The sequence below is a fragment of the Mariniphaga sp. genome (assembly GCF_041687215.1).
Lineage (GTDB): Bacteria > Bacteroidota > Bacteroidia > Bacteroidales > Prolixibacteraceae > Mariniphaga.
The window spans coordinates 25273-43873 of sequence record NZ_JAWLCI010000044.1 but is presented as its reverse complement, the minus strand read 5'-3'; the positions used below and the strand labels follow the sequence as shown (position 1 = coordinate 43873).

Below are 18601 nucleotides of genomic sequence, written 5' to 3'. Positions count from 1 at the left end.
CCCGCCAGCGCCGATGGTACTGCGTAAAAGTGGGAGAGTAGGCCGCTGCCGGATTTATCCAAAGCCCGTGTTCATCTGAGCATGGGCTTTTTTATTGGTAAATCCTGTTAATTTTCCTGAAAAGTATTGAAGTTATTTATTTCGTTTGCCTGCTTTTTTTAGTTTTGTTCTGCTTTTGCACTACGATATGCACAAAATACGTTTTATAAAAATTCTATATATAATCTGGATTTTTTTTCCAGTGCTGGCTTTTGCACAAACAAGGCCTCAATTAAGGGGAGCAGATGGTTCACAAAATCTGCCCGATATACAAAATCAGCGAGAAACCGGATCACCTCAAAAACAATTGGAGCCCGGAATTAAATTATGGTACCTCGACGGTTTTGGCGCATTTAAAGATTCCACAAAATTAGATACCCTTCAGGACTACTTTCATCTATACCATCCTGTTTTTAAAAATACTGTTACAGCTACTTATGTTGGGAATTATGCTACTCCCTATCTCGATAATAATTTTTTCAACCGTAAATCCAATTTGGATTTTTATTTCCTTCAAACCAGAGAAGCTTATTTGCTAACACCGCAATCCATACAATATTACAATACCCGAACACCTTATACTCTCCTGGATTTTACCCAAAGTGAACACAGAACACGCAAGAATGAAACCCGTTTTAATGTGCTGCATTCCCAAAATGTCAGTCCATGGTGGAATTTTACTTTCCGGTTCGATCAGGCACGGTCTGCCGGGCAGTATAAAAATCAGGAAACCAAAAATAATTTTGTTACGCTGTATTCAAGTTACAATAAAGATCGGTTAAGTTTTCACGGAGGATTCATCAGCAATAGTATTTTGAACAACGAAAACGGTGGTTTAGACAAAGATGCAAATTTAATGGAAGAACCAGATACCGATTTTCTGGATGTGAACCTTACTTCGGTTCGTTCTGAATTTGGCAGTAACTATTTTTTTGCTACCGGTGAATATCGGTTTGGCCGGTTTGACGAAATTATTATTGAACGGGAAATTTTGCTGGAAGAAGACGAGGAAGAGGCAGAACCGATTACAGTACAGGAATTTAAACCATTTGCCGGAATTATATATTCGTTTGAATATCAAAATCATAGTAAAGAATATTTTGATGAAGAGGATACCACCAATACTTTTTTCCAACATGCCTATTATGGTCAGGATTATATTAAAGATTCTATTCGTTTTTTTCAGATAAGAAACGTTGTTCAATTAAAGCAATACGAAAATCCTGAACGGAAAACCAGTTTTGGCAAACGGGTTTTTCTGGGACAAGAGTTTACAAAAGCAACTATGCCCGGTCTTGAGTTTGGAACTTTCCAACCAACCACTAAAAGATATTCCAATGTTTATGTTGGCGGGGGAATTTTTAGAGAAACAGGAAAATTTTGGACCTGGAATTTCGATGGACGAATATATCTTTTAGGTCGAAATGTCGGACAAACTGAAATCAACGGAAACATTTCCAAACCATTTACATTTTTGAGAGATTCCCTGGCATCACTCAGAATTAGAGGAAGTATTGAAAACCTGATGCCCCACTATTTTCAGGAGGAATTTTATTCGAACCGAATTCGGTGGAACGAAGATTTGAAAATGGAACAACGAATGACAGTTAACGGAACACTTAAAATTCCCCGGAGAAAAATAGAACTAAGTGCCAATTATGCCCTTATAAATAACTTCATTTACAACAACACGGAAGGAATTCCTTCACAATTTGGCGGACAATTGCTGGTTTTGTCTGCCTTTGCCGATAAAGATTTTAATTTTAGAAATCTGCATTTCAGAACAAGGTTGCTTTGGCAAAAACCATCCAATGAAGATATTTTGCATCTTCCCGATTTTTCAGGCTTTGTTTCAACATATTTTAAGTTTGTAATTTCCAAAGTGCTTTTTACACAGGTTGGTTTCGATGTTAGGTACAACACAGCCTATTATGCCGATGCTTATCATCCGTCAACCGGACTGTTTTATTTGCAAAACGAAACAAAACTGGGCGATTTTCCTTATATTGATGCATACGCAAACCTGCGCCTAAAGCGTACCAGGTTGTTTTTTAAAATGATGAATGTTGGTACTGAATTTATAAATAAAGAGTACTACACAACTCCGGGTTACCCCATGAACCGTATGACATTCAGGTTTGGCGTTGCATGGGCATTTTACGACTAATGAACTGGTGGGGAAAATATAAATTGCAAGTAAAAATTGCTTTTCTTTTTGTTCTTGTTGTGTTGCTTTCTGCTTGCGGAGGAGAAAAAAACAAGCAGCGCAAAGAAAAAGAAAAAGATGAATTGTCTGTTCTTAAGCGAATTCAGGAAACCGGTATTTTAAAGGTTGTAATCGATTATAACTCTACCAACTATTTTGTATATCGTGGAAAACCAATGGGTTACCAATATGAACTTATACTTGCATTATGCGAAGATTTGGAAGTAAAACCCGAGATTACAGTAAGTAATAATATGGCCGAAACTTTCGAAGGCCTGAATACCGGACGTTTCGATTTGGTGGCCAAAAACCTTACGGTAACCCGGGCCAGAAAACAGGAAATTGCTTTTACCAAACCCCTGAAACAAACGAGACAGGTTATCGTACAGCGAAAAGTTTCAAAGCAAAACCCCGACTCGGTATTCCTGAATTCAACATTGGAACTGGCCGGGAAAAAAATCCATGTTCAGCAGAATACAACTTATTACAGAAGATTGGCTCATCTGTCAGAAGAAATAGGTCAACCCATTGAAATTGTGGAAGACTCGGTGAACGGAGTGGAACAATTGGTGGCCATGGTTGCCCGAGGTGAAATTAACTATACGGTTTGCGACGAGAATGTGGCCCTGCTCAACCAATCCTATTATCCAAATCTGGATGTTTCGCTGAAAATAAGTTTTCCGCAGAATATTGCCTGGGCGGTTAAAAAAGATGCTCACGATTGGAAAGAATTCCTCGACAGATGGATTGTTCAATTTAAAAAAACCAGCGAATACCGTCAGATTTACAATCAGTATTTTGAAAGCCCGCGAACAGCGGGGCGCTTCAACAGTGGCTTTCACAGCATATCGGGCGGAAAAATATCTGTATATGATCCCATTGTAAAAGAACTGGCCGCAAAACATGGCTGGGACTGGCGGCTGATTTCATCCATTATGTATCACGAATCGCGTTTTGACCCCGAGGCTGAATCATGGGGCGGTGCTTACGGTCTGATGCAACTTATGCCAGCCACTGCTGAATCGCTGGGTGTAGATAGCATTTTAGACCCCCGACAAAATATTGAAGGAGGTATTTTATTGCTAAATTGGCTGGATGAACAGTTCAGTTCTACTATTCCCGATTCAACAAACCGGATAAAACTTGTTTTGGCCTCATACAACATTGGTCTGGGACACGTGAAAGATGCTCAAAGGCTGGCCAAAAAGAACGGCAAAAACAGCCATGTTTGGGAAAATAATGTGGATTATTACCTCAGAAACAAATCTTCGGAAACCTATTTTAAAGACCCGGTGGTAAAATGGGGCTACGCAAGGGGAGAGGAAGCGTACAATTTCGTTTACCGGGTAATTGGAAATTATGAGCATTACCGAAATCTTATTCCGGAGTAAGTCCATCTTCTATGGCATCATAAAACTCAGCCAAAATCATCGCCGTGGCGCCCCAGATAATTTCACCTTCAAAATGAAAACAGGGTACTTTCAATTTTCCGGAAACCGTTTCCAATTCGGTTTCGTCCAGGTTATTCAGGAACTTTAATAATGGAAACAGGATGGTTTTCTCCACTTCAGCAGGATTGGTTTTAAAGGTAGGTTTTTGGGCCAGCCATCCTACAAAAGGGTGAATAAGAAATCCACTTACATCTACAAATAATTCGGACAATGAGCCCAATATTTCAATTTTGTCGGCAGTTACACCAATTTCCTCCCAGGTTTCTCGCATGGCGGTTTCCAGGGGCGTTTCTCCGGGTTCATGCCTTCCGCCCGGAAGCGCAACCTGGCCTGCATGGTGTTTCATGTTTGCAGGCCGTTTTATGAGGCAAACGAATAGTTCATCGCCTTCAGAAAAAAGCAAAAGCAACACGCTGCTGGGTTTCAGCCGTTTTTTGTCGCTGTCGGCAGCGCGGAGTTTCCGGTTTGGAGGCATCATTTTTTGGTGAGATACTATTCCGCGTAAATTTCCGGCAAGTGCTTTTTTTATCTCTTTTTTCGAAATGGGCATAAACGTTTTTAAAAATTAATCGAACCGAATGGTTTTTTCGGGTGAAATTTTGCTTACCAGGTAACTGGGAACCACAAGCATTAGTGTTGTGGCCACAATGGTTCCTAGGTTTAAAAGAATAATATAAAGCAATGAAAAATTAACCGGCACCACATCGACATAATAGGTGGTTGGATTGAGTTTAAGTACTTCAAAATAGTTTTGCACCACAATAAACCCAATTCCAATGGCATTTCCCCAAATCATTCCGCGCGAGGTCAGAAAAACCGACAGGTACAGAAAAACCTTGCGGATGCTCCAGTTGGGGCTTCCGAGGGCTTTTAGTACGCCAATCATTTTGCTGCGTTCAAGAATGAGAACCAGCAATCCGGAAATCATGTTGAATCCGGCAACCACTGCCATCAGAAAAAGAATAATCCACACGTTCATGTCGAGAATGGAAAGCCAGTCGAAAATTTGCGGATACTCACGGGTAATGTTGGTAGTGCGCAAAATGGCATCGTTTTCAATACTGTAATCGAGCACTGTGTTTCGAACGTCCTGTTCAATTTCATCAATTCTGAAGAAATCGGAAATGACCACTTCAAAACCGCTTATCTGGTCGGGCTGCCAGTTGTTGAGCCGCTGCACCTGCTGCAAATCGCCCAGCACAAAAAGGTTGTCGAATTCCTCCATGCCCGTATTGTACAATCCGCAAATGGTAAGTTGCAACATGCGCGGATTGCTTTCATCTTCGTTTATAAAATAAAGTACAACGCGGTCGCCAACAGAAACCTCAAGCAATTTGGATACCTGGTCAGAAATCAGAATTTCTTCTGATCTCACTGAATCGTTAATACCCGGAAGGTTTCCATCTGTCAGATTTTTGCTGAAAAAACTCCAGTCGTAACCCGAATCAACTCCCTTGAGAACAATTCCCTGAATGTATTCGTCGGTTTTAATCATGCCGGGTTTGGTTGCAAAAACCTGCACCTGGCTCACTCCGTCGAGCGTTTTTAGTTCATCCAGAAAAGGTTGTTTTTGTGAAACAGGCCGGGTTTCGAATGAGTTGTTCGAGTCGAAATTCACCACCTGAATGTGTGATCCGAATCCGATAACTTTGTTTCGGATTTCATTTTTAAAACCGGTTACCACAGCAACGGAAATAATCATTACGGCAAGTCCCAGCGCAATTCCCACAAGGGCAATGCGTATAATTTTCTGCGACAAAAACTTTTTATTGCTTTTTTCGAAAAATAACCTGCGCGAAATGAAAAGTTCTGTATTCATATTCAGGTAAATAACCTGGTTAATTTATTTCCTCTGTGGTCACCGGCTCAGGCGACACCAGTTTTCTCCGATTTATAAACGGTAAAATAAGTACCGAAATTATTCCGATAACGATTATCATCCCGGTCATACTGCCATGGGCTACAAAGGCAAAAATTACACCGTTTGCTTTGGCAATACCGTAAAGTGCCAGTGCCTCGATGGCCATAAAATGCCAGGCGCCAATTCCACCCTGTACCGGAGCCACCATGCCAAAGCTGGCAAAAACAAAGGTGGTGAGCCCGGCTATCAGGCCCAGGTGGCTGGTAAAATCGAATGCAAAAAATACGGAATAGAGCATTAGGTAATACAATAACCAAATGGCCACCGAATGGAAAATGAACCACCCTTTTTTATCGATTGAGCGGATGGAAATGAAACCTTCTTTCAGGTTCATTAAAATGGTAAAAACCTTTTTGTAGAATAACGTATGTTGCAATGTTTTTCTGAAAATATAGGCCAGAATGAAAAGGGCGACCAGACCAAGAATTAATATGGGCGATGTAATCAGCGCCAGGAGCTTTGTTTTAATTTCCGGATTTTCTCCCAAAAAACGCAGCATGTGACCGAATTGGGAAAAAATGACAATCACAAGCAACACGAGCAGCGAAACCATATCAACAGCACGTTCGGCAACAACAGTCCCCAGCAGCTTGGTAAACGAAACCTTTTCATAACGCGACAGTACTCCGCAACGTGAAAGTTCTCCCATGCGTGGAAAAGCCATGTTCATAAGGTAGCCCACCATTACGGCCAGAAAAGTGTTGATAAACCGTGGTTTGTGACTGATGGGTTCAATCATTAATCCCCAACGTATGGTACGGCTGATGTGACTGATTAAGCCAATGCAAAGCGAGATAAAAATCCAGAAGTAATTTACATCATTTTTCAGAACCGATTTCATGTGCTCGATGTCCTGATCTTTATATATTAACCAGAATATAAATGCACCAATGGCAAAAAAAGCCAGAAAATTAATGATTTTTAAAACTATCTTTTTCAATATTAACTTTTTACGCCAAATTGCCCATCCAATTTTATATTTCCTGAATTTTATTAATTTCGGGTTGCGAAAAATAAGGGACAGTTTCGGCTGTTTTGTAGCTGACAAAAATATAAATTTGTTTGGTTTTTTACGTTAAAAGCAGTTTTTAGAAGGAAACCCGGAAATGAGCGAATCGGAGTGTAATGAATATGGTCAGGCCCAAAAAAAAGTTAGGTCAGCATTTTCTGAAAGACCGGAATATAGCCCGGAAAATTGTTGACAGCCTGGGCGCCACCGTTCCCAATGTATTGGAAGTGGGGCCGGGAATGGGAGTATTAACTGCATTTTTATTGCAACGCCCCGGTTTTAATCTTCATGTAGTTGAAATCGATACTGAATCGGTGGAATATCTTCAAAATCATTTTCCTGAGCTGAATAATAAAATTTATTCCTGCGACTTTTTAAAATGGAATGCTGCCGAATTGCCCCAACTTTTCAGCATTATCGGAAATTTTCCATACAACATATCTTCACAAATCTTTTTTCGGATTTTGACCTGGCGAAACCGCGTTCCAGAAGTTGTTTGCATGGTGCAAAAAGAAGTGGCAGAGCGATTAAGTGCCCCTCACGGTAGCAAAACGTATGGAATTTTAAGTGTGCTGCTTGGCGCTTTTTACGATATTGAATATTTATTTACCGTTTCTGAGCAGGTTTTTATCCCTCCCCCGAAAGTAAAATCGGCCGTTATCAGGCTGCGTCGTTATCCGCTTGAAAAGCTGCCCTGCAACGAAGAGTTGTTCTTCAGAATTGTAAAAGCGGCTTTTAACAAACGACGAAAAATGCTCCGGAATTCCCTGGGTGAGCTGGAACTGGAAATCCCGGAGCAATTTGCCGATAAACGGCCCGAGCAACTTTCTGTTGCCGATTTTATCCGGCTGACAAAAATGGTTGAAATCTGAAAAAATTCAGACTATGGAATTTGAAATTACACGAGAATATATTGACAGATTAAAAGATCTGATCGAAGGAAAAAATGCAGAAGAACTGAAAGCTACCATGGAACCGCTTCACCCGGCCGATATTGCCGAGGTGATGGACGATTTGACCATGGACGAGGCCAAATACCTTTACTTGCTGCTGGAAGGCGAAAAAGCTTCCGACGTACTCATTGAAATACCTGAAAATGAACGGAAACGTTTCCTTAGAGTTTTACCATCCGAACTGATTGCCAGCAAATTTATCGAGTACATGGACTCCGATGATGCTGCCGACGTTTTGGCTGATCTCGATGAAGAACAAAAGCAGGAGGTGCTCAAAGAAATTGAGGACACCGAGCAGGCCGGCGATATTGTGGATTTGCTGGAATACGAAGAGGATTCTGCCGGTGGTATTATGGCCAAGGAATTGGTTTCGGTGAACGAAAACTGGACTGTGGCCACTTGTTTAAAGGAAATAAGCAGGCAGGCAGAAGAGGTGGATGAAATTTACTACATCTATGTTACCGACGACCAGCAACGATTGAAAGGTGTGCTTTCCCTGAAAAAGCTGATTCTGAACTCCACCAACACCAAAATTTCCAATTTATACGAACCCGACGTAAAAAGTGTGAGAACAAATACCCGCCAGGAAGAGGTGGCCGAAATAATGGATAAATACGACCTGGTGGCCATTCCGGTGGTTGACGACATTGGCCGGTTGAAAGGGAGAATCACTTTCGACGACGTAATCGACTTTGTGCGTGAAGAAGCTGAACGCGACTACCAGATGATTTCGGGTATTACCGGCGATGTGGAACCTGACGATAAACCCTGGGAACTGATTCGTGCGCGATTTCCGTGGTTATTAATAGGCTTAATTGGTGGAATAATGGGCGCATTGGTTCTCGGAAATTACGAAGCGGAAATCAGTCACGTAACCGAGCTGGCCTTTTTTATACCGCTAATTGCCGCAATGGCCGGGAATGTAGGAGTACAATCTTCATCAATTGTTGTACAAAGTATTGCCAGCGGGGTAAAAGATGTGAGCACCACCGGAAAACGCCTTTTGAAAGAATTGTTGGTGGCCTTTGCCACGGCTTCCATTTTTGCCATTCTCATTTTTTTGTACAATTATTTTGTGCAGGGAAATATTAACCTCACACTTTCTGTTTCCATTTCTCTGTTTATTGTTATGCTTTATGCATCATTTTTCGGAACTTTGATACCGCTGATATTAAACCGCTTTAAAATCGATCCGGCACTGGCAACCGGCCCGTTTATTACAACAATGAATGATGTTTTGGGATTGTTTATTTATTTTGGAGTAGGAAAAATGTTTTTCGAATTTTTATAAAAAGAATTGGTTTTGAACAAGGAACGTATTATCATAGGTCGGAAAGACAAAGCAGATTTTCCCCAGCTCGAGTTGGAAGGAATTGAAGTGAAGATCGATTCCGGCGCATATACTTCCAGTTTTCACTGCCATCAAATTGAACAATTCACACAAAACGGAAAAGAAAAAGTAAGATGTTCCTTTCTCGATCCGGATCATCGCATGTACCACGAAAAGGAATTTATTTTTGATGTGTTTAAAATTCGCCGGGTTAAAAGCTCCAACGGGCAGGTGGAAGAACGCATCTCCATTAAAACCGATATTTTGTTGTTTGAAAAGGAATATTCCATAGAACTTACACTAACCGAGCGAACCGACATGAGACATCCGGTGCTGCTTGGAAGAAAATTTATTTCGAAAAAGTTTTTTATCGACACTTCGCGAAAAAATCTTTCCTTTGCGGGCCATTTTTTAAAAGCGAGAATAAATCAAGAATCGAAATTAAAATGAAAATTGTAATACTTTCCCGTAATCCAAATTTATATTCAACCCGAAGACTGGTTGAGGCTGGTATTCATCGCAAACACGAAATGCTGGTGATTGACCACACCAAATGCGACCTGATTATTGAAAAACGTAAACCGGTTATTATATATAAGGGCAAAATACTCGACAGTGTTGATGCAGTTATTCCGCGAATTGGCGCTTCGGTAACTTTTTACGGAACTGCCGTAGTCCGCCAATTCGAAATGATGAAGGTTTTCTCGGCCATTGAATCACAGGCTCTGTTGCGGTCGCGCGAAAAACTGCGCAGCCTGCAAATTCTTTCCCGTGCCGGTCTTGGACTTCCCAAAACTGTTTTTACCAACTATTCCCGAAATGTTAAAGAAATAGTTCAGGCGGCAGGCGGTGCGCCGGTTGTGGTAAAACTGCTCGAAGGTACTCAGGGTTTGGGCGTGGTTTTGGCCGAAACCGATAATGCTGCCGAATCGGTAATTGATGCTTTTAACGGACTCAAAGTTAGGGTAATTGTTCAGGAATTTATTGAAGAAGCCAAAGGCGCAGATATTCGTGCATTTGTGGTGGACGGTGTGGTGGTGGGCGCCATGAAACGGCAGGCAAAAAAGGGCGAATTCCGCTCTAACCTGCACCGGGGTGGCACTGCCGAGGTGATTGATTTGAACGAAGAAGAGGAAAACGCAGCTTTGAAAGCCGCGCGTGTTATGGGACTGGGAATTTGCGGTGTGGATATGCTGCAATCAAAAAACGGACCTCTAATTCTCGAAGTAAATTCATCGCCAGGTTTAGAGGGAATTGAAAAGGCTACAGGAAAAAATATTGCCAAAACAATCATTCGTTACGTTGAGCGCCATGTATAACCCATGAGAAAGAAAAATCATAAAACGATTACCATTCTGGGAGAGGAAATAATTCCTGGTAGGAAAAAATATCTGAATCTCGACATTGCCCGCCTGCATACCTACACCAAACTTGAAGTGCCGGTTGTTGTGGAACGTGCAAAAACCGACGGGCCGGTTTTACTGCTCACAGCCGGAATTCACGGTAATGAGCTGAACGGTGTGGAAATTGTGCGTGAACTGCTGGCCAAAAAATATACCCGACCCCATGCCGGAATGGTGATTTCCATTCCCACGGTTAATATTTTCGGGTTCATCAACCAAACCCGCGAATTTCCGGATGGAAAAGATCTGAACCGCGCTTTTCCTGGTTCCCAAAAAGGTTCACTGGCAAGTATTTTTGCCCATCACCTGATGAACGAAATTTTGCCGCATGTGGATTATTGTATCGATTTTCATACCGGAGGTGCACGCCGGTTTAACTCTTCGCAAATTCGTGTTTCAAAAGGCAATGAAGAGTTGTTGCAACTGGCCAAAGTGTTTAATCCGCGGTTTATTGTATATGCTACCCAACGCGATAAATCGTTCCGCGAGGCTGCCTCAAAAAATGGAAAAAAAGTGATGCTTTTCGAGGGAGGTAAGTCGCATGATTTTAACCAGCGGATTACCAACCGCGGTGTTTTCGGAACAATGCGGGTAATGCAGCATTTGGGCATGCGCGATTTTTCGGCAGAAATTCAGGCAAATGGTATTCAGCCACCGGTCATCATCAAAGAATCAACCTGGATTCGGGCAAGGCAGGGCGGTCTGTTCCGGTTTTTTGTGAAAGACGGTTCCAAGGTGGAAAAAGGGCAGGTAATGGGCACCATTTCCGATCCGTACGGAAAATATGAGTTTAAGGTAAAAATTCCGCATTCGGGTTACATCATCGGGCTGAACCACGCGCCGGTGGTTTATAAAGGCGATGCGCTGCTGCATTTGGGAGTGGTTTAAATCAGTTCCGCTGTCATACTATGACTTTGAGTCATGGTATGACTCATGGTATAACTTGCTCTGATTTACACCGAATTCATCGCCTCCACTGGATTCAACCTTGATGCTGCTCTGGCCGGCATCAGTCCTGCAATAAAACCAATTACACTGGAAATCATCAGCCCGGTAACAATGTTGCCTGCCGTTAAAATGATGGTGAATTCAGTAGCGTAACTTACAATCACGGTTCCTATGAAAATCAGAATTAGTCCTACAATACCTCCTATTATTGAAAGCACAACCGCTTCAAAAATAAATTGCAGCAATATGAAATATTTTTTGGCGCCAAGCGATTTTTGAATTCCGATAATTTTAGTGCGTTCCTTTACCGAAACAAACATAATGTTGGCAATGCCGAAACCGCCTACAATTATGGAAAACCCGCCAATTATCCATCCGGCCATGTTAAACACAATAAAAAACTGATCGAACTGGTTTGAAATCAAACTCACTTCGTTCATGGCAAAATTGTTCTCTTCCAGGGGTTTCAGTCGCCTGATGCTTCGCATAACGCCTTCCAGTTCAGCAATAAACCTCCCCTGATCGATACTGGGTTTGGCTTTCACACAAATGCTTTGGTTCATGTCTCGGTTTCGTACATCGAGCATATAAAACGATTTGATGACGCTGATGTGAATGTAATTGTCCATGCTGGTACCGAACATATCCTGGCCGGTTTTCTCGTAAACGCCAATCACCTGAAACCGGAATCCCTGAATTTTAATAAATTCTCCAACGGGATTTTGCCCGGGAAAAAGTTTTTCGGCAATTACCGCTCCAATTAGCGTTAACGGTGCACCCGACTGCATTTCACTTTCCGTAAAATAGCGGCCATCGGAAAGTTCCAGGTTCCAAACATCAATCAAATCATAGGTTGTTGCCAATACCGTTGCATTGTCCAACTGGTTGCTTGCATATTGTGCCGTACGGTTGAATCCGTAAAAAAAGGCAGCACTTTGGAAAGATGAACCCCGCCGCATAATTTCATCCACATCTTCTATTTGCGGAACAGGGCGGTTCAGGTATTTCCACCAGGGGTATTCGGTTTCCCCCTCGGGCGGTGCCCACGGCCATTTCTGAATGTAAACCATGTTGCTGCCCAGTGCATTCAGGCTTTCCCGAATGTAACGTTCAAGCGAGTCGATGACAGTAAAAACCGAAATAATAGCAAAAATGCCAATTGTAATTCCAAGTAACGACAGGAATGTTCGTAACCTGTTTGCCTTTAATGCATTAAAAGCAAAGGAGAAACTTTCAAATATCAGTCTTGTCAGCAACATTTACTATTTCATTCAAATTATTCTTTCAACTATTAGTGTTAATTTTTCTTAATGATTACATTTTACGCTTTGATTAGGAAAATAAACTTTCTATTTTTCATCTGTTTGTAATTGTTTATTTTTTAAGGTAACAGATGGAACTTGCATAATAATAATCATTCTTTTATGTGCAAAGACTTACTCATGCTCGTTTCATTCATCAGATAAAATTTTGTTGGATAACGCTAAATGCTTTGATTTTTCTATCTTTGCAAACGAATTTGAAAAAAGAAATAAATGGCTGATAATAAAAAAATTAAGACCGCCCTTGTTTCGGTTTACCACAAAGAAAATCTCGATGGGATTATAAAACGCTTAAATGAATTAGGTGTTCAATTAATCAGCACCGGCGGAACCAAAAGTTTTATTGAATCGCTGGGTATTCAGGTAACCTCGGTTGAAAGCCTCACCGGTTATCCTTCCATTTTGGGAGGCCGTGTTAAAACCCTTCACCCGAAAATTTTTGGTGGCATACTTTCGCGCCGTGATAATCAGGGCGATGTGAGCCAGCTAACGGAGTACGCCATCCCGGAAATTGATTTGGTGATTGTGGATTTGTACCCGTTTGAAAGCACCGTTGCTTCGGGGGCTTCGGAACAGGAAATCATTGAAAAAATTGATATTGGTGGTATTTCGCTCATCAGGGCGGCAGCCAAAAATTTTAAAGATGTGGTGATTGTTCCCTCCCAAAATGAATATCAATCCCTGTTGGATTTACTGAATGAAAAAAACGGTGAGTTTTCGCAGGAAGATCGCAAGTGGTTTGCCGGAAAAGCTTTTTCGGTTTCATCGCACTACGATGCTGCCATTTTCAGCTATTTTAACGATGAGGGAAGCGATGCAGAACGAATCAGTCTGAATAACGGGCAGGTTCTCCGTTACGGAGAAAATCCACATCAAAAAGCTACTTTTTACAAATTCAATAATGTTCCTTCTGAAGTAACACTGGCCAACGCGCAGGTGCTTCAGGGAAAGGCGCTTTCATACAACAACATGCTCGATGCTGATGCCGCATGGAAAGCTGCCAGCGATGCATTTCATTCGGTTACACATATCGAAAACAAGGTGGCGGTTTCAGTAATTAAACACCTTAATCCTTGTGGGCTTGCAGTTACCGGAAATATGCTGGAATCGCTCGAACTGGCCTGGGCAGGTGATCCCATCAGCGCATTTGGCAGTATCATTTGTTTTACCGAAACAGTTACGAAGGAAGTTGCTGAATGGTTCGGCAGTAAGTTCGTGGAAATTGTAATTGCTCCTGAATTTACAGAAGAAGCGCTGGAAGTTTTTGGAAAGAGGAAGAACCTTCGCCTGCTGGTTTCACCGGTAAAACCCGAAATAACAAATGAGAAATTGTACCGTTCTGTTAGCGGAGGAATGCTCGTTCAGGATGAAGACGAAGGAATGGACACCCAATTTGAAAAAGTGACGCAAAAAGAATTCGGTTCAGAAAAGATAAATTTGGCCAAATTTGGTGTAACTGCTTGCAAACACTTAAAAAGCAATGCCATTGCCATTGTAACACAAAAAGAAAACGGGGCATTTTGGCTTACCGGCGCAGGAATGGGGCAACCCAACCGGCTCGACAGTTTACGCCATTTAACCATGCCACGGTTCAATATGAAGGAAGGCGTTAAACTGGAAGAATCGGTGCTTATTTCCGATGCATTTTTTCCGTTCCGCGACAGCATTGAAACAGCCAACGAATACGGCGTGAAATACATTGTGGAACCGGGTGGAAGCATTCGCGATCAGGAAGTAATTGACGCCTGCAACGAATTTGGCATTGCCATGGTATTTACCGGAAGAAGACATTTTAAACATTGATATTTAATTAATTACAGAAGATGGGATTATTTTCGTTTTTAACTCAGGAAATTGCCATTGACCTGGGAACAGCCAATACAATAATCATCCACAACGACAAAATTGTGGTGGATGAACCCTCCATTGTTGCCATCGATTTGAAAACCGAAAAAATGGTGGCTATTGGAGAAAAAGCCCGGCAAATGCAAGGGAAAACCCATGCTAACCTGAAAACCATCAGGCCATTGCGCGATGGTGTAATTGCCGATTTTAACGCAGCGGAACAAATGATCAGGGGCATGATAAAAATGATCAATCAGAAGCCACGGATGTTTTCGCCGGCTTTGAAAATGGTTATTTGTATCCCGTCGGGCAGTACCGAAGTGGAAGTTCGTGCAGTGCGCGATTCGGCAGAACATGCAGGCGGACGCGAGGTTTACATGATTTACGAACCACTTGCAGCCGCCATTGGTATTGGTTTGGATGTGGAAGCTCCCGAAGGAAATATGGTGGTTGATATTGGCGGTGGAACTACCGAAATTGCCGTTATTTCGCTGGGTGGAATTGTAACCAACAAATCCATTCGCATTGCCGGCGACGATTTGACTTCCGACATTATGGAATACATGCGTCACCAGCACAACATTAAAATTGGTGAACGAACTGCCGAAGAAATTAAAATTCATGTGGGTTCGGCGCTTTCGCAACTGAAAGACCCGCCACCGGATTTTATTGTTCAGGGGCCAAACCAAATGACAGCGCTTCCCATTGAGGTGCCTGTTTCCTACCAGGAAATTGCGCATTGCCTCGAGAAATCCATTTCCAAAATTGAAACGGCAGTTTTGGCTGCACTTGAGCAAACTCCACCCGAACTTTATGCCGATATTGTAACCAAAGGAATTTGGCTGGCCGGTGGTGGCGCGTTGCTTAAAGGCCTCGATAAAAGATTAACCGATAAAATTGGTATTCCTTTCAGGGTGGCTGAAGATCCTTTGCGGGCAGTGGTGCGCGGAACCGGAATTGCTTTAAAGAATGTAGATAAATTTTCATTCCTGATCAGATAATATTCAGGATATTTTTGAAATATGAGGAGCCTAATCAGGTATTTGCTGAAAAACCATGCTTTTGTGCTTTTTATTCTGTTGGAAACTCTTGCTCTGGCAATGGTTTTTAATTACAACAGTTTTCAAAAGGCAACTTACCTGAATTCGGCAAACCGGGTAACCGGGAAAGTTTATGCGATTTACCAGTCGGTTACCGGTTATTTTGGATTGACGAAAATTAACCGGGAACTTGCACAGGAAAATGCCCGGCTCAGAATGTTACTTGAAAATCAACCGGAATTTATTGCCAATACTGATAGTATTTTTCTGAATCTGCCTGAATCAGATTCGGTTTACCGGTTTATTCCTGCAGAAATAATCAGTAATTCGGTAAACAGGCCATTTAATTATATTACGCTGAACAAAGGAAGCAGGCACGGCATAAAACCAGATATGGGAATTATTTCAGCCAGCGGAATTGTTGGAGTTGTTGGGCAGGTTTCCGCATCGTATTCCATGGGATTGTCGGTGCTGAACCAACGCTGGAGCATTTCAGCCAAACTGAAAAAAAACGGCTACTACGGTTCTTTAATCTGGGACGGCATTGATTACCGGATGGCCAATTTTAACGAAATTCCTTTGCATGTAGATGTTGCTGTTGGCGACACAGTAGTTACAAGCGGTTATTCTTCCATTTTTCCTGAAGGAATTCTTGTGGGAACTGTTACCGGGTTTTCTGAGCCGGATGGAGAAAATTACTATTCCATACAAGTGAGATTATCTGTAGATTTTAAATCCCTTTCGCACGTTGAAGTGGTTGAAAACAGGTTGAGAAATGAGATTGACGAATTGGACAAAAAATTAAGGGAAGATGGGCAGACTGATTAAATACGGGATAATGTTCATTTCTCTGGTACTCTTCCAGGTACTTGTTCTTAATCAGGTTCAGGTTAGTGGTTACATAAATCCGTTTATTTATATTTTGTTTATTTTATTGCTGCCTGTTAGCACGCCAAGATATTTGCTGATGATTTTGGGGTTTTTACTTGGCCTTTCTGTTGATGTATTTTCAAACAGTTTGGGCATTCATGCGGCTGCAACAGTATTTATTGCATTTGTCCGGCCATTTGTAATCCGCTCTATTTCAAACCGCGAAGAAGACAGGAATGAATATCCCGGATTACGGCAAAACAAATTTACCTGGTTTTTAGCTTACGTTGCCATCATGGTATTTGGGCACCATTTTATACTTTTCTACCTTGAATATTTTACATTTTCTCATTTTTTCACCACCTTTTTAAGATTCTTGCTAAGTTCGGTATTTTCCATTTTTGTTATAGTTTTGAGCCAGTTTTTAATTTTTAGGGAGTAGGTTAAGGGTGAATAATTTTTCGAAACGGAGTTATATAATTATTGGCATTTTTTTGCTTACAGGCATTATTTTTATGATTGGGTTGTTCAGGTTGCAAGTGCTTGATCCAACTTATAAAGTTTTTGCCACTAACAATGTATTGCGCGAAATTATTCAATACCCTGCACGCGGATTGATTTACGACAGGAATGGAAATCTGCTTGTGCACAATAAGCCTGCCTACGATTTGCTTGTCACACCCCGCGAGGTTAAAGACTTCGATACGCTATATCTTTGTAACCTGCTCGATATTAGCAAAGATGATTTGGAGTTAAGAATAAAAACAGCCAGGGAATACTCGTGGTACAAACCTTCCATTATTGTTAAACAGATACCACCCGAAACGTATGCCATTTTGCAGGAGCGGATTTACCGTTTCCGTGGATTTCATACCCAATCGCGAACGTTGCGCGAATACAATTATTCTGTGGCAGCGCATGTTTTGGGCTATGTTGGCGAAGTAAACCAGGCCGACCTGGACCGGGACATGTATTACAATCAGGGCGATTACATTGGTGTGAGTGGAATTGAAAAAACATACGAAGAGTGGTTGCGGGGAGATAAAGGAATTAAAAAATACCTGGTTGATGTACATAACCGCATTCAGGGAAGTTTTCTCGATGGCAAAGAAGATGTTCCTGCACAGGTTGGGAATAATATGGTAACTTCTTTGGATATTGAACTGCAAATGTATGCCGAAAAACTAATGGAAAACAAAATTGGAAGTGTGGTAGCCATTGAACCCTCCACCGGTGAAATTCTTGCCCTTGTGAGTGCTCCGGCCTACCATCCCGGAATGTTGGTTGGCAGGGTGCGCGGTTCAAACTATGCTATGTTGCTTACCGATTCGCTTAAACCGCTTTTTAACCGGGCACTTCTGGCTGAATACCCTCCCGGCTCCACTTTTAAAATGCTGAATGCACTTATTGCTTTGGAGGAAGGAAGTATTGATTTAAATACCCGCTTTTCATGCAGTGGCACTGCTTCCGTTCCAATCAGGTGTACCCATTCCCATGTTTCGCCGCTTGGTGTGGTGGATGCTATTCGTGAGTCGTGCAATCCGTTTATGTGGAATACCTTTCGTTCCATAATCAACAGCAGAAGTACATCGGCCGAGGGTTTTAATCTTTGGAAAGAATATGTAGATAGTTTTGGTTTCGGGAAAAAGCTGGGAACCGATTTAGTGAATGAGAACAAAGGAAATGTTCCTTCTGTAGAATATTATAACCGCTATTTTGGAGAAGGGAGATGGCGCGCTCTTACAATCCGTTCACTTGCAATCGGGCAGGGCGAACTGGGAATTACCCCGCTTCAACTTGCAAACTATGCAGCCATTATGGCCAACAGGGGGCATTATTTTATCCCTCACACGGTAAAAAACATTGAAGGCCAAGAGATCAGTCCGGAATTCAGAAACAGGGTGGAAACAAAAATTTCTCCCGAACATTTTGAACCCATCATTGACGGAATGCAAATGGTAGTTGAAAATACCAATGCTTCGGTTTTTATGCGAATACCAGAATTAACCATATGTGGCAAAACCGGAACGGTACAAAATCCACATGGTAAGGATCATGCTGCTTTTATGGCCTTCGCACCACGGGAAAACCCACAAATTGCCATTTCTGTTTATGTTGAAAACAGTGGTTTTGGGTCAACTTTTGCTGCGCCCATTGCCAGTTTGCTGGTTGAAAAGTATTTGAAAAGAGACATTGCAGAAAGCCGGAAGTGGGTGGAAACCCGGATGCTTGAAATAGATTTAATAAACAGAAATTAAACCAAT

General features: G+C 41.9%; 16 protein-coding genes. 12 read left to right on the top strand and 4 right to left on the bottom strand.

The window, feature by feature from the left end:
• Positions 1-187 precede the first annotated feature (187 nt).
• Both ACESMA_RS14730 and ACESMA_RS14725 read left to right on the top strand, forming a co-directional pair.
• Complete coding sequence (locus ACESMA_RS14730; RefSeq protein WP_372949612.1) at positions 188-2206, top strand: putative porin; 2019 nt, start codon at positions 188-190, stop codon at positions 2204-2206.
• 23 nt (positions 2207-2229) lie between these two features.
• Positions 2230-3636 (top strand): transglycosylase SLT domain-containing protein, encoded by a 1407-nt coding sequence (locus ACESMA_RS14725; RefSeq protein WP_372949611.1) that lies wholly within the window; start codon positions 2230-2232, stop codon positions 3634-3636.
• On the opposite strand, the gene ACESMA_RS14720 is transcribed toward ACESMA_RS14725, so the two are convergent.
• From ACESMA_RS14720 to ACESMA_RS14710, 3 genes are read right to left on the bottom strand one after another with little or no spacing between them, the layout of a single operon-like run.
• Positions 3623-4246: an NUDIX hydrolase gene (locus ACESMA_RS14720; protein WP_372949610.1), complete on the bottom strand. Its 624-nt coding sequence runs from the start codon at positions 4244-4246 to the stop codon at positions 3623-3625. The two genes, ACESMA_RS14725 and ACESMA_RS14720, sit on opposite strands and share 14 nt — an antisense overlap.
• Positions 4247-4261: 15 nt before the next feature.
• Positions 4262-5515 carry an ABC transporter permease gene (locus ACESMA_RS14715; RefSeq protein WP_372949609.1) on the bottom strand — a complete coding sequence of 418 codons (1254 nt, stop codon included), beginning with the start codon at positions 5513-5515 and terminating at the stop codon, positions 4262-4264.
• A gap of 19 nt (positions 5516-5534) precedes the next feature.
• On the bottom strand, positions 5535-6557 hold the full coding sequence (locus ACESMA_RS14710) for a lysylphosphatidylglycerol synthase transmembrane domain-containing protein (RefSeq protein ID WP_372949608.1): 1023 nt from the start codon (positions 6555-6557) through the stop codon (positions 5535-5537).
• Positions 6558-6742: 185 nt separating this feature from the next.
• Here ACESMA_RS14710 and rsmA point away from each other — a divergent pair, with 185 nt between their 5' ends.
• Genes rsmA through ACESMA_RS14685 form a run of 5 tightly spaced genes read left to right on the top strand, consistent with a single transcriptional unit; the run spans position 6743 to position 11200 of the window.
• Positions 6743-7498 carry a 16S rRNA (adenine(1518)-N(6)/adenine(1519)-N(6))-dimethyltransferase RsmA gene (gene rsmA / locus ACESMA_RS14705; protein WP_372949607.1) on the top strand — a complete coding sequence of 252 codons (756 nt, stop codon included), beginning with the start codon at positions 6743-6745 and terminating at the stop codon, positions 7496-7498.
• Between the two features lie 13 nt (positions 7499-7511).
• Positions 7512-8870 carry a magnesium transporter gene (gene mgtE / locus ACESMA_RS14700; RefSeq protein WP_372949606.1) on the top strand — a complete coding sequence of 453 codons (1359 nt, stop codon included), beginning with the start codon at positions 7512-7514 and terminating at the stop codon, positions 8868-8870.
• 12 nt (positions 8871-8882) lie between these two features.
• Complete coding sequence (locus ACESMA_RS14695; protein WP_372949605.1) at positions 8883-9359, top strand: ATP-dependent zinc protease; 477 nt, start codon at positions 8883-8885, stop codon at positions 9357-9359.
• On the top strand, positions 9356-10228 hold the full coding sequence (gene rimK / locus ACESMA_RS14690) for a 30S ribosomal protein S6--L-glutamate ligase (protein ID WP_372949604.1): 873 nt from the start codon (positions 9356-9358) through the stop codon (positions 10226-10228). The genes ACESMA_RS14695 and rimK overlap by 4 nt, the downstream gene beginning before the upstream one ends.
• Before the next feature lie 3 nt (positions 10229-10231).
• Positions 10232-11200, top strand: coding sequence for a succinylglutamate desuccinylase/aspartoacylase family protein (locus tag ACESMA_RS14685; protein WP_372949603.1), 969 nt, complete (start codon positions 10232-10234; stop codon positions 11198-11200).
• Between the two features lie 65 nt (positions 11201-11265).
• On the opposite strand, the gene ACESMA_RS14680 is transcribed toward ACESMA_RS14685, so the two are convergent.
• Entirely contained in the window at positions 11266-12519 is a 1254-nt protein-coding gene (locus ACESMA_RS14680; protein WP_372949602.1) for an ABC transporter permease, read from the bottom strand.
• A 276-nt stretch (positions 12520-12795) separates the two neighbouring features.
• Between ACESMA_RS14680 and purH the strand changes: the two genes are divergently transcribed.
• Genes purH through mrdA form a run of 5 tightly spaced genes read left to right on the top strand, consistent with a single transcriptional unit; the run spans position 12796 to position 18595 of the window.
• Positions 12796-14385, top strand: a complete 1590-nt coding sequence (gene purH, locus ACESMA_RS14675; RefSeq protein ID WP_372949601.1) for a bifunctional phosphoribosylaminoimidazolecarboxamide formyltransferase/IMP cyclohydrolase — start codon at positions 12796-12798, stop codon at positions 14383-14385.
• 20 nt (positions 14386-14405) lie between these two features.
• A complete protein-coding gene (locus tag ACESMA_RS14670) occupies positions 14406-15428 on the top strand; it encodes a rod shape-determining protein (protein ID WP_372949600.1) in 1023 nt (340 codons plus the stop codon).
• Positions 15429-15449: 21 nt separating this feature from the next.
• Positions 15450-16295, top strand: coding sequence for a rod shape-determining protein MreC (gene mreC / locus ACESMA_RS14665; RefSeq protein ID WP_372949599.1), 846 nt, complete (start codon positions 15450-15452; stop codon positions 16293-16295).
• The gene (locus ACESMA_RS14660; protein ID WP_372949598.1) at positions 16279-16779 is read left to right on the top strand and encodes a rod shape-determining protein MreD; all 501 of its coding nucleotides are present in this window, start codon (positions 16279-16281) and stop codon (positions 16777-16779) included. Before mreC ends, ACESMA_RS14660 begins: the two co-directional genes overlap by 17 nt.
• A 7-nt stretch (positions 16780-16786) precedes the next feature.
• On the top strand, positions 16787-18595 hold the full coding sequence (gene mrdA, locus ACESMA_RS14655) for a penicillin-binding protein 2 (protein ID WP_372949597.1): 1809 nt from the start codon (positions 16787-16789) through the stop codon (positions 18593-18595).
• The last annotated feature ends 6 nt before the right edge of the window (positions 18596-18601 follow it).